The organism is Actinomyces urogenitalis DSM 15434 (genome assembly GCF_000159035.1).
In the GTDB taxonomy this organism is placed as follows: domain Bacteria; phylum Actinomycetota; class Actinomycetes; order Actinomycetales; family Actinomycetaceae; genus Actinomyces; species Actinomyces urogenitalis.
Map to the genome: position 1 here is coordinate 110,241 of NZ_DS999575.1, position 11,677 is coordinate 121,917.

Sequence of the window (11,677 nt, forward strand, 5' to 3'; positions counted from 1 at the left end):
ACCACCCAGCACCTCTTCGGCTCCTCCAGCGTCTCGGGGGTCGCCGTCGGCGGCATGAGCCCCGCGCAGGCGCGCACCGCCATCGCCCACGTCCTGGCGCCGGAGCTGGAGGAGCCCGTCACCGTGACGGCAGGGCAGGCCAGCGACCAGCTGGTCCCGGCCGAGTCCGGCGTGAGCCTGGACGCGCAGGCCTCGGTGCGCCGGCTCACCGGCTTCACCCTCAACCCCCTGACGCTGATCAGCCGTCTGCGTGGCGAGACGGTCGCCGCGGTCGCCCCGGTGGACGCAGCGACCCTGCGCACGGCTCTGGATGCCCATCTGGAGACCCTGTCCTCCGGGACCAAGGACGCGACGGTCTCCTTTGACGGCACCACACCGGTGCTCACCCCGGCCGTGGCCGGCACTGGACTGGACGTCGAGGCCTCCGTGGCTCAGCTGTCCTCCGGCTGGCCGGTGGGGCAGGACAGCGTCGCCCTGGTCAGTGGACAGACCGAGCCTGCGGTCACGGACGCCGAGGCCCAGGCCCTCATCGACGACGTCCTCACGCCGCTGCTGTCTGGTGACCTCACTGTCACGGCGGAGGGGACCGCCGCGCAGTCCGCGGCCTCGGGGCAGCTCACCCTCACGCCTGAGCAGGTCGTGGCGCTGACCTCCGTCACGAGTGCCCAGGGCGAGATCACGGCCTCCCTGGACCCGGACAAGGTCCATGAGGCCGTCCTCGCGGCCATGGGCGCCGGCATCGAGTCCGCGGCCCAGGACTCCTCCTTCACCATCGAGGGCTCGCCGGCCGGGACGCCGAGCTTCGTCGCTGCCACGCCGGGCGCCGCCGTCGACTCCAAGGCCTTGGCCGACTCCCTGCTCCAGGCAGGGACCACAGGCAAGGACGCGACCGCTCGCACCGTGCCCCTGGAGCTGAGCGAGGTGGCTGCCGCGCACGCCGAGTCCGAGGCGGAGCTGGGGGTGGCTCAGGTGGTCGGTGAGTACGCCACGGCCTACTACTACGACCCGGTGCGCACCCAGAACCTCGTGACCGGGACGGCAAAGATCAACGGCACGCTCGTGCGTCCCGGTGAGACCTTCTCCCTGGCGCAGGTGCTCGGCCCCATCGACGCCGAGCACGGCTTCACCTCCTCCGGGGTCCTGTCCGGCGGCGTGCACTCCAACGCCATGGGCGGCGGCCTGTCCCAGGTGACGACGACGACCTTCAACGCCGCTTTTGAGGCCGGCATGGACGACGTCGAGCACCACCCCCACTCGGTGTGGTTCACCCGGTACCCGGCCGGCCGGGAAGCCACCTTGTGGACCGGGCACCTGGACCTGAAGTGGAAGAACTCCACCCCATACGCCGCTCTGGTCCAGGCCTGGGCCGCTGACGGGCAGGTGCACGTGCGCCTGTGGTCGACCCCGTACTACACGGTGTCCATCACCTCCTCGGACAAGACCAACATCCGGCCGGTCCAGGTGGTTCACTCCACCGCCGCCAGCTGCGTGCCCTACGGCGGTGGGCAGGTGGGCTTCGACATCACCGTCACGCGCTCGCGCCGCGCGCCCGAGGACGCTTCCCCGGCCGACGACGTCCTGTCGACCTCCTACCAGGCCGACAACGTGCTCGTCTGCCCCTCGCCTGAGCCTGCTGAGCCTGCCGAGGCCGCTGGTGAGGACGGCGGCGGGGGCGAGTGAGCTCTCAGGCCCCGGCCGGGGCGCCTTGGCAGATCGGCGAGCCGCGGCTTGCGAAATACCGGGCCGGTCGCCGGCGCGGGTGCCGTAGCCTCGCCGTCAGGACGCCGCCTCCTTGGGTGCCGGCGCCCAGAGGTTAATACTGGCACCAGACACGCGCGCCACCCGGGCGCTCCACCTGAGAAGGACACGAAGGACACTGCCTGATGACTTACGTGATCGCCCAGCCATGCGTCGACGTCAAGGACCGCGCCTGCGTTGACGAGTGCCCCGTCGACTGCATCTATGAGGGGGAGCGCAGCCTCTACATCAACGCCGACGAGTGCGTGGATTGCGGAGCCTGCGAGCCGGTGTGCCCCACCGAGGCGATCTTCTACGAGGACGACGTCCCCGAGGAGTGGAGCGACTACACCCGCGCCAACATCGACTTCTTCTCCCTCAAGGACCTCGGCTCGCCCGGCGGCGCCCAGAAGACCGGCGCCCTGCCTTATGACGACCCGATGATCGCCGCGCTGCCGCCTCAGAACGAGGAGTACAAGGCCGAGCACGGCTTGGCCTGACCGCTCGGCCACCGCCCTGCGAGCGCGCTGACGGGCTGGTCGCCAGGCGGCCGCATGACTTCTTGCGCTGCGGGCGCCCGGAGCCCCAGGCTGCGCCCTGTGGCAGGATCGCGGCATGACTGAGGTCCACACGCCTGACGCTTCCCGGCTCCTGCCTCGCCCCCTTGCCCTGCCGGACTTCCCCTGGGACTCCCTGACTGCCTACCGAGCCCGTGCGGCCCAGCACCCGGACGGCGTCGTTGACCTCGCCGTCGGCACCCCGGTGGACCCCACGCCCCAGCTGGCGCGTCAGGCGCTGGCTGGCGCCGCTGACGCCCCGGGCTACCCGACGGCGATCGGTACCCCGCAGGTGCGCGAGGCCATCATCGGCTGGATGGCGCGACGGCGGGGCGTCCAGGGACTGACCCATGACGCCGTCATCCCGACCATCGGCTCCAAGGAGAGCGTGGCGTTCCTGCCCCTGCAGCTGGGCGTGCGTCCCGGTGACCTCGTGCTCCACCCCCGCGCTGCCTACCCGACCTATGACGTCGGCGCTCGCCTGGCCGGCGCCACCCCGGTGCCGGTGGATACGGACGCTGACCCGGCCACCTGGCAGCTTCCGGAAGGGGCCGAGGGCGGCCGCGTGGCGCTCGTGTGGCTCAACAGCCCGGGCAACCCGGACGGGCACGTCCTGTCCGTCGACCAGCTCGCGCGGATCGTGGCCTGGGCGCGTGAGCGCGGCGCCGTCGTCGCCTCGGACGAGTGCTACGCCGAGCTGGCCTGGAGCGAGCCCTGGGCCTCGACCGGGGTCCCGAGCCTGCTGGACCCGCGGGTGACGGGACGGCGCTGCGACGGCGGCCCTGACCTGCACGGGCTGCTCACTCTCTACTCCACCTCCAAGCAGTCTAACCTGGCCGGGTACCGCGCGGCCTTCCTCGCTGGTGACCCGGTGCTGGTGGGGGCAGTGACCCAGGTGCGCAAGCATTCTGGCCTGTTGGTGCCCACGCCGGTGCAGGCGGCGATGACGGCGGTGTTGGCGGACGACGCGCACGTCGAGGCGCAGCGCGAGACCTACCGGGCTCGGCGTGAGGCCTTGGTCGAGGCGACCAGCGTGGCCGGGCTCGTCAATGACCCTGCCTCGGTGGCCGGGCTCTACCTCTGGCTCGCCGGGCCTGCCTCCGTGAGCGCCTTCGACCTGGTGGGGGCCTTCGCGGAGCTGGGCATCGTCGTCGCCCCGGGCGACTTCTACGGTGAGGCCGGAGCCGGACGCGTGCGCATGAGCCTGACGGACACTGACGAGCGCGTGGCCGCTGCCTGCCAGCGTCTGCGGAGCACGGAGCTGTTCCGCTAGCCCTCTCTTGTTCTGCGCACGGCGGTTCTCAAGGTGTGCTCGAGCCCCGCCGTCGTCTCGAAGCCATTAAAGTGGCCTACGGAACAGGACCTAGGCCCCAGCGGGTGCCGCGTGGCAGTACGAGCTGCCCGGGTCCGCGCCTCCATCCGCAAGGAGTCATCATGACTGAGCAGAACGCCCCCACAACCGGCTCCGCCGTCGACCTGTCCGAGGCTGACGGGCCGGGTGTCCTCACCGTCGAGGACACGAGCCTGGAGCTGCCCCGCGTCCACGCCACCGAGGGCTCGGACGGCCTCGCCGTCGGCAGGCTCCTGGGTGCGACCGGCCTGGTGACCCTGGACCCGGGCTTCACCAACACCGCCTCGTGCACCTCGGACATCACCTATATCGATGGCGGTGCGGGCATCCTGCGCTACCGCGGCTACCCGATCGACGAGCTGGCCAAGTCCTCCACCTTCCTGGAGGTGGCCTACCTGCTCATCAACGGAGAGCTGCCTGACGCCCAGACCTATGAGCGCTTTGAGCGGCGGATCTCGCGTCACCGCCTCCTGCACGAGGACTTCCGCTCCTTCTTCACCTCCTTCCCCTCCTCCGGCCACCCCATGGCGATCTTGCAGGCAGGGATCTCCGGCCTGGCCACCTACTACGAGGACACCCTCAACCCGCACGACCCCTACGAGCGCGAGCTCGCCACGGTCCTGCTGCTGAGCAAGATGCCGACGATGGTCTCCTACATCGCCCGGCGGGCCATCGGACTGCCGCTGCTCTACCCCGACCCCAAGCGCGGCTACGTCGACGACTTCCTCCACATGACCTTCGGCATGCCCTACCAGTCCTACGAGATCGACCCGGCCGTGGTGCGGGCCCTGGACATGCTGCTCATCCTCCACGCCGACCACGAGCAGAACTGCTCCACCTCGACCGTGCGCCTGGTGGGCTCGGCCGACGCCAATATGTACGCCTCCGTGGCCGCTGGCATCGGTGCCCTGTCCGGGCCGCTGCACGGTGGGGCGAACGAGGCCGTGCTGCGCATGCTGGACATGATCCAGCGTGAGGGGATGACCACGGCTGAGTTCGTGCGCAAGGTCAAGGACAAGGAGGACGGGGTCCGGCTCATGGGATTCGGCCACCGGGTCTACAAGAACTACGACCCTCGCGCGGCCCTGGTCAAGGAGGCCGCCCACGACGTCCTGTCCCGCCTGGGCTCGGGCGAGGGGGACCGCAAGCTGGAGATCGCCATGGAGCTGGAGGAGGTCGCTCTGCACGACGAGTACTTCGTCTCCCGAAAGCTCTACCCCAACGTCGACTTCTACACCGGGCTCATCTACCAGGCCATGGGCTTCCCGACCAAGATGTTCACCCCGCTGTTCGCGCTGGGCCGCCTGCCGGGCTGGATCGCCCAGTACCGCGAGATGATCTCCGACCCGGCCAAGCGCATCGGCCGCCCGCGCCAGGTCTACACCGGTGAGGCTGAGCGCCACTACGTCGCCATGCACCGCCGCGAGCGCGAGGCCAAGGAGTACCCGGCCTTCCGCGACGGCGTGCCCAGCCTGGACCGCGTCGCGCGGGTGTGAGACAGGCTGCGCGCTGGAAGGTGTGACGACGGCGGAGCGGGCCTGCGCCGTCGTCGTCACACCTTCCAGCGCGGCCAGTGGCTTGGCCGGCGGCGTTGAGGGTACGGCTCCTGCCGTGCTCCTACTGACGCGAGTGCAGCTCCGGGTTGAGCTCGATACCCTTGCCGCCGCGCGCCAGCGCCTCGACGGCGCCGGACTGGGAGTTGCGGCGGAAGAGCACGTTGGAGGCCCCGGCCAGCTCACGGGCGGAGATGACTCGCGGCTCCTTGAACAGGCCGTGAGCACCCGGGACCACGCCGCCCGAAGGCAGCAGGGAGACCTTGGTACCGGCCGTCAGGTACAGGCCCGCCTCGACCACGCAGTCGTCGCCCAACGGGATGCCGAGGCCGGAGTTGGCACCCAGCAGGCAGCGCTCGCCCAGGGCTACGCGCTGACGACCGCCGCCGGACAGCATGCCCATGGTGGAGGCACCGCCACCCACGTCCGAGCCGTCGCCGATGACCACGCCCTGGGAGACGCGGCCTTCGACCATGGAGCGGCCCAGGGTCCCGGCGTTGTAGTTGACGAAGCCGGCGTGCATGACGGTGGTGCCCTCGGACAGGTACGCGCCCAGGCGGACCTTGGCGGCGTCACCGATGCGCACGCCCGAGGGCAGGACGTAGTCGGTCATGCGGGGGAACTTGTCCACGGAGTTGATCTGGACGGGGTGGCCGAGCTTGGCGCGCAGGCGCATCCGCGTGGTCTCGAAGTCCTCGGTGGCGCAGGGGCCGGCGGAGGTCCACACCACCGAGGGCAGGCGGGAGAAGATGCCGTCGAGGTTGACGGTGTTGGGGCGGGCCAGGCGGTGGGACAGGACGTGCAGGCGCAGGTAGGCACCGGCGACCGTCTGAGGGGCGTCATCCAGGTCCGCCCAGGTGCGTACAACGGTGGTGTGGACGCCGCGGGCTTCGTCGCGTGCCTCCATCGCGGTCAGGCGAGCCAGGAGGTCGGCGTCGCCGTCCTCAGGCTCGTCTCCCAGGATCGGCTTCGGGTACCACACGTCGAGGGTGTGTCCGTCGTCGGTCACGGTGGCCAGGCCGAGGCCCCAAGCGCTGCGAGTTGTCATGGATCACAGGATAGGGGACTCAGGTCCCGTCTGCGGATCCTTTCCTGAGATCTGATCGTGCGAGAATCGCGTCATGGCGCGCACCACGATTCACCTCATGCGACACGGTGAGGTCCACAACCCCGAGGGCGTCCTGTACGGGCGCATGCCGGGCTACCACCTGTCAGACCTCGGCCGGGAGATGGCGGCCCAGGTGGCGGATGTGCTGTCCGCCGCCGGCCATGACATTGCCGGCGTGGTCACGTCCCCGCTGGAGCGTGCGGTCGAGACCGGAGCGCCCACTGCTGCTGCCTTCGGTCTGCAGGCGGACACGGACGAGCGCCTTATTGAGGCGGACAACCACTTCGAGGGTGTGGCCGTCAACCGCAACCGGTGGGTCCTGGCCCGCCCTGAGCACTGGCGCTACTACCTCAACCCTGAGCGACCCTCGTGGGGAGAGCCCTATACCGAGCTCGTGGCCCGCATGACGGCCGCCGTGCGTGAGGCGCGCACACGCTTCGAGGGTCACGAGGCCCTGCTGGTGTCACACCAGCTGCCGGTGTGGGCTACGCGCCTGTGGCTGGAGGGGCGGCCGCTGCTTCACGACCCCAGGAAGCGCCAGTGCTCCCTGGCCTCACTGACCTCCCTGACCTTCGACGGTGCCACCCTGGTGGGGCTGTCCTACTGGGAACCGGCCGGCGACCTGCTGCGGCGGGCTGAGGACATGGTTCCTGGGTCCTCAGCGGCGGCGGCGAAGATCGGCCAGGAGGCCCGGGCGTGACCCAGGGGCCGGTGCCGCAGGAGCCTGGTGGCGAGGTCGTCCCGGCCTCCGCCTCCAGTCTGGAGCGTTCCTCCGCCTCGGCCTCAGCGTCAGTCTCGGGATCGGCGGGCAGGCCCCGGCCTGCTCCGCGCCGTCCCTGGACGGGGCAGGACTTCGTGTGGTGGAACACCGCGGGCGTGCTCACGGCGCTGTGCGCGGGCCGGCGTCCTAACCCGGTCTCGCCCGTCGTCGACCCGGTGCGCCGAGCCTTCGCCGGTGACGAGGTCATGCTGGCGACCTGCGACGCTGAGATGCTTATGTGGCGTCGGGGGGACGCCACCTACAACCCCTCGCGCGGTTTCTTCCTGGCTGGTGGGCCCGTGGGCCTGGCGCTGACGGCGGCCTTCTTCGGCGGTCAGGCCTATCTCAATTCCCGGCGCAAGAAGGCGGCGCAGGCGGATGCCGTCGAGCGCTGGCGGCACCTGGCAGACGCGCGCCTGACGGTCTCGACCCACGGCATCTACCTGGGAACGGGGGAGGGGATCATGCCGATCGCCTACCGCGACGTGCAGGAGGTGCAGCTCACTGCTACGGGGGAGATCGTCATGGCGGCGGCCAATGCCTCCGGATCGGCGCGATGGAAGCTGCGGGCGCAGTGGGCCGAGCTCATCCTCATCCTGTGGGCGGCGCGTTATATGCCTGATCACCCCCAGGTGCTCGGACGCACCTGGCTGCCCGGGGACTGGTTCCTGCACGCGGCCGCCTACGGCTATGACGTCGACACCAGCGCCTGGCCTCGCTACACGCCGCCCGCCCTGCGCCCCTGACGGTTCTCTGCTCCAGGCCGTCCTCGGTCTTCCCCCGGCCTGTCTTTCTCGCGTCCTCCCTCGCTTGTCCCTCCTTTCCCTCCTCTCGTTCCCTTCTCTTTTCCTCTCCCCTTCTCCCACGCTCCCGGCCCTGGGCCTGGCCCTGGTCCACAGCCCTGTGCCGGGCCCATGTCTTCCCTCTCTTCCTTCGCCATATCGCCCGCGCTCCGGCTCTGCGCTCTGGCCTTGTGACTGCCGGTCCGTGTTTCCTCTTCCTTCTCCGCTTTTCCTCCCCTGCCTCCAGCTCTGCGCCCGTCTTCACCACCCTCGCCTTGGGGACTGGCTGCTGTCTTCTTGCGGACCCTGCTGCCAAGCGGGGTCTTTCGCTACCCCTTCGTGGCTGTCGCTATCTCTTGGTCACCGTCGCTATCCCGTGGCGCGTGCTGCGGGGTAGCGGAGGGCGTGGACGGATAGCGGAGGGCGGAATGGGGTAGCGGGTGGTGCGGAAGGAGAGCGGAGAGCGGAATGGGATAGCGATCGGCGGGGCCACGCCAGTGCAGTCTGGGCCGGCCGGCGTGATGGGGGAGCGAGCGCGGGCACTGCGTCCTGGCACCGGCTCACGTGACCGGACACCGACGCAGACAGGCGAGAACGACCTACCCTTGCGATCCCCAGACCAGCGCCTTCACCGTCTCACCTCACCGGGGAGAGATCGCCTTCGCCTAGCGCTCGTGGCCCCGCGTGTCCTCGCCCTGATCGCCCTCGCCACCAGGCGGGTTTGACTCGTCCTCGGAGGAGCCCTGGGAACCGCCTTGGTGGTCCTGCGTCGTTGCGCCCTGTGAGCCGGAGTCGGCGTCATGGCGCTGGCGGCGCAGATCCTCGTCCAGGCGGCGCAGGAACTCCGGGTCGTCATCCGGGGCGGCGGGACGCGGACGCTGGGGACGTCTGAAGGAGGTGCCCTCCTGAGAGGACCAGACGGTGGGCTCGACGTAGCCGCCTCGCTCCTCGGCTGCCTTGACCCGACTGACGATGATCCAGGCCACCGGACCAACGACGGCCACCATGACGATGAGGATGATCCACATCATCTTGGGCATTCGGGCAGGCATGTCCTCATCAGGTGTGCGCGCGCAGTCGATGAGCGCGTACAGGGTCAGTGCCAGCGCGAGGACCGGGAGGAGCGCCTTCATGGGGCCCCACCCTAGTAGAAGCCGGGCAGGCCAGCGGGCCGCCAGGCTCCACGAGCGGAGTGCGCAAGCAGCCAGGTGTGCCACCCTGGTGCCGTGTCTGATCCCCTGCGCCCCACCTTCCCGGGCGTCACCTTCCCGGGCGTCACCTTCCCGGGCGTCACCTTCCCGGGCGCCCCCGACCCCGCGCCCTCTGACTCCCCGCGAGCTCGCGGCAGCGCACTCCCCGGCGGTACCCGGATCCACATGGTCCCAGGTGGGACCTCGCCGGCGCAGGTAGCCGAGCTCTTCCAGGCGATCTCCTCGCTCCTGGCTACGTCGCTCCCGGCCACGGCGCCCGGCAGCGCGGACACTCGGCGTACCTCTGACGACGCCGAGGGCCACGGCGCACCGGCGGCCTCGCCCTCTCAGCCGAGCGCGCCCTCGACCCTCCTCGTCCCCGTGGCCCCGGGGGAGGACCGCGCCGCACTGCGCGAGCGCCTGGAGCGCGTGCAGGCGCAGGGCGTGCCACCGAGCGCCGACCTCATCCTGCGAACCTCCGGCTCCTCCAGCGGCAGAGGAAGCCTCGTGGCCATGAGCGTCGCCGCCCTGATCTCCTCGGCGCGGGCAACCTACGCGCGCCTGGACGGCCCAGGCCGCTGGGTCCTGGCCCTGCCGGCGCATCATGTGGCCGGCCTGCAGGTGCTCGTGCGCTCTGCCCTGGCCGGGTACCCGCCCGTCGTCGTCGACACTCACGCGGGTTTCAGCACCCAGGCGCTGGCTGAGGGGCTGGAGGAGGTTCTCAGCCAGCGCGGACCGGCGCCGGTCTACACCTCGCTCGTCCCCACCCAGCTGCTGCGCTGCCTGGAGGACCCGCGTGCCGTGGCTGCCCTGGCCCGTGCGGCGGCCGTCCTCGTGGGAGGAGCGGCCACGGATCCTGCCCTGTATGAGCGTGCGCTCTCGGCGGGGCTGAGGGTGGTGCGCACCTACGGCATGAGCGAGACCGGTGGTGGCTGCGTCTATGACGGCCGGCCGCTGGACGGGGTCAGCGTGCGCCTGCTGGACCCTGATGGCGACGGCGTCGGCCGGATCGTCCTGGCCGGTCCGGTCCTGGCCGAGGCCTGCTGGGAGGGGTCCTCGCTGCTTCGCCCTGGCCTGGACGGTCGGGCCGAGCTGCTGACCTCGGACCGGGGCAGGCTCGACGACGGCGTCCTGACGGTGCTGGGACGCCTGGATGACGTCATCGTCACCGGCGGCGTCAAGGTGGAGCCGCGGGTGGTGGAGGAAGTGGTAGCCCGCCTGGCGGGGGTCGCCCAGTGCTGCGTCGTCGCCGTGCCTGACGCCCAGTGGGGCGCTGCCGTGGTCGCCGTGGTCGTGGCGAGCCCCGGCCAGTCCCTCGATGCTGAGGGCCTGCGGGCGGCTGCGCGTGCCAGGCTCGACGGCGCCCACGCGCCCAAGCACGTCCTGGTCGTCGACCGGCTTGCCGAGCGGGGCCCGGGCAAGGTCGACCGGCGGGCGGTGGCTGCCCTGGCCCGCGCGCGCCTGGTGGGGTAGGTCAGGACGCCTGGCAGGTATCCCAGTCCGGGGCTCGTCTCAGTCTCTGGGCGCTTCCGCGGTAGGCTCGTGGGGCCCTAGTCTGAAGGAGAAGCGTGTCCGCTTACGATGGTCCTGTTCCCCCGTCCACGTCGCGCCCCAGTGCGCCGGAGGCGGAGGGCCCGCGCGCTACGAGCTGGGCCGAGGTGGTGCGGCTGCGTACTCTCCCGGCAGCCCTGGCGCCGGTCATCCTCGGGGCGGGAGCCGCGGGGGCGCTGGGAACCTTCTCCCTGCCGCGCACGCTCCTGGCTGGCGGCGTGGCCCTGGCCCTCCAGATCGGCTCGAACCTGGCCAATGACTACTCCGACGGCGTGCGGGGCACCGACGACGATCGCACCGGCCCACCGCGTCTGACTGCCTCTGGCCAGGTACGTCCGGCTGTGGTCAAGTACGCCGCCTTCGGCTGCTTCGCCCTGGCGGGCCTACTCGGCCTGGCCCTGCTGGCACTGTCTGGCCAGTGGTGGCTGGTCGGGGTCGGTATCGCGGCGGTGGCGGCGGCCTGGTTCTATACCGGAGGCTCCCACCCCTACGGCTACGCCGGGCTGGGCGAGGTTTTCGTCTTCGTCTTCTTCGGACTGGTGGCCACCAGCGGGACCGTCTACGTCCAGGGTGGCCTGGTGCCAGGGTGGGTCTGGCTGTCTGCCTGCGGCATCGGCCTCATCGCCTGCTCGCTGCTCATGGTCAACAACCTGCGTGACATCAACACTGACCCGGCTCACGGCAAGCGGACCCTGGCCGTGCGCCTGGGCCAGGCGCGGGCGCGCTCGGCCTTTGTCCTCATGGTGCGCCTGCCCGTCCTGCTGGGGATCGCGGCGCTGACCTGGGCGCGCTGGAGCGAGAGCCGGGACGGCAATGCGCTGGGAGGAGCGCTCATACTGATCGTCGTGGCGGCGGTGCTAGCGCTCGCGGCCCATCGTGTGAGCCTCCCCGTGCGCGGCGGCGCGCAGGGGCGTGCCCTCATTCCGGCACTGCGGGACGCTGGTCTGTACGAGCTCGTCTACGGCGTCGTCATGGCGCTGGGCCTGCTGGCCGTGACCGCGGCCTGACCGGTCTCGCGCGCTCACAGCAAGGCGGCGTGCTTCTAGCAGCTGAAAACATGCTGCCACGAGTTCGAAGCACGCTTTAAC

The 11,677-nt window shown here is 70.8% G+C and carries 10 protein-coding genes; 8 read left to right on the forward strand and 2 right to left on the reverse strand.

From position 1 onward, the window contains the following. The 4 genes from HMPREF0058_RS06465 to HMPREF0058_RS06480 form a co-directional block, all read left to right on the forward strand. The coding region (locus HMPREF0058_RS06465) for a VanW family protein (protein WP_006548944.1) at positions 1–1,680 on the forward strand (1,680 nt) is incomplete at its 5' end. A 203-nt stretch (positions 1,681–1,883) separates the two neighbouring features. Beyond that, complete coding sequence (gene fdxA, locus HMPREF0058_RS06470) at positions 1,884–2,237, forward strand: ferredoxin (protein WP_006548945.1); 354 nt, start codon at positions 1,884–1,886, stop codon at positions 2,235–2,237. Between the two features lie 115 nt (positions 2,238–2,352). Continuing rightward, positions 2,353–3,567, forward strand: a complete 1,215-nt coding sequence (dapC, locus tag HMPREF0058_RS06475) for a succinyldiaminopimelate transaminase (protein ID WP_006548946.1) — start codon at positions 2,353–2,355, stop codon at positions 3,565–3,567. 161 nt (positions 3,568–3,728) lie between these two features. Then, positions 3,729–5,141, forward strand: a complete 1,413-nt coding sequence (locus HMPREF0058_RS06480; RefSeq protein ID WP_006548948.1) for a citrate synthase — start codon at positions 3,729–3,731, stop codon at positions 5,139–5,141. Between the two features lie 121 nt (positions 5,142–5,262). On the opposite strand, the gene dapD is transcribed toward HMPREF0058_RS06480, so the two are convergent. Further along, positions 5,263–6,246: a 2,3,4,5-tetrahydropyridine-2,6-dicarboxylate N-succinyltransferase gene (dapD, locus tag HMPREF0058_RS06485; RefSeq protein WP_006548949.1), complete on the reverse strand. Its 984-nt coding sequence runs from the start codon at positions 6,244–6,246 to the stop codon at positions 5,263–5,265. Positions 6,247–6,319: 73 nt separating this feature from the next. Here dapD and HMPREF0058_RS06490 point away from each other — a divergent pair, with 73 nt between their 5' ends. Both HMPREF0058_RS06490 and HMPREF0058_RS06495 read left to right on the forward strand, forming a co-directional pair. Beyond that, on the forward strand, positions 6,320–7,006 hold the full coding sequence (locus tag HMPREF0058_RS06490) for a histidine phosphatase family protein (RefSeq protein ID WP_006548950.1): 687 nt from the start codon (positions 6,320–6,322) through the stop codon (positions 7,004–7,006). Next, a complete protein-coding gene (locus HMPREF0058_RS06495) occupies positions 7,003–7,812 on the forward strand; it encodes a hypothetical protein (protein ID WP_040319745.1) in 810 nt (269 codons plus the stop codon). Before HMPREF0058_RS06490 ends, HMPREF0058_RS06495 begins: the two co-directional genes overlap by 4 nt. Positions 7,813–8,513: 701 nt before the next feature. Here the strand turns inward: HMPREF0058_RS06495 and HMPREF0058_RS06500 are convergent. Beyond that, positions 8,514–8,981, reverse strand: a complete 468-nt coding sequence (locus HMPREF0058_RS06500; protein WP_006548952.1) for a PLD nuclease N-terminal domain-containing protein — start codon at positions 8,979–8,981, stop codon at positions 8,514–8,516. A 93-nt stretch (positions 8,982–9,074) separates the two neighbouring features. On the opposite strand from HMPREF0058_RS06500, the gene HMPREF0058_RS13360 reads away from it, so the two are divergent. Then, complete coding sequence (locus tag HMPREF0058_RS13360; RefSeq protein WP_282632527.1) at positions 9,075–10,511, forward strand: AMP-binding enzyme; 1,437 nt, start codon at positions 9,075–9,077, stop codon at positions 10,509–10,511. Positions 10,512–10,696: 185 nt separating this feature from the next. After that, positions 10,697–11,596: a 1,4-dihydroxy-2-naphthoate polyprenyltransferase gene (locus tag HMPREF0058_RS06510; protein ID WP_006548954.1), complete on the forward strand. Its 900-nt coding sequence runs from the start codon at positions 10,697–10,699 to the stop codon at positions 11,594–11,596. The last annotated feature ends 81 nt before the right edge of the window (positions 11,597–11,677 follow it).

What these genes read in the sequence shown, in the direction of transcription:
- fdxA (WP_006548945.1), top strand. Translation starts at nt 1,884, where the DNA reads ATGACTTACGTGATCGCCCAGCCATGCGTCGACGTCAAGGACCGCGCC.
- dapC (WP_006548946.1), top strand. Translation starts at nt 2,353, where the DNA reads ATGACTGAGGTCCACACGCCTGACGCTTCCCGGCTCCTGCCTCGCCCC.
- HMPREF0058_RS06480 (WP_006548948.1), top strand. Translation starts at nt 3,729, where the DNA reads ATGACTGAGCAGAACGCCCCCACAACCGGCTCCGCCGTCGACCTGTCC.
- dapD (WP_006548949.1), bottom strand. Translation starts at nt 6,246, where the DNA reads ATGACAACTCGCAGCGCTTGGGGCCTCGGCCTGGCCACCGTGACCGAC.
- HMPREF0058_RS06490 (WP_006548950.1), top strand. Translation starts at nt 6,320, where the DNA reads ATGGCGCGCACCACGATTCACCTCATGCGACACGGTGAGGTCCACAAC.
- HMPREF0058_RS06500 (WP_006548952.1), bottom strand. Translation starts at nt 8,981, where the DNA reads ATGAAGGCGCTCCTCCCGGTCCTCGCGCTGGCACTGACCCTGTACGCG.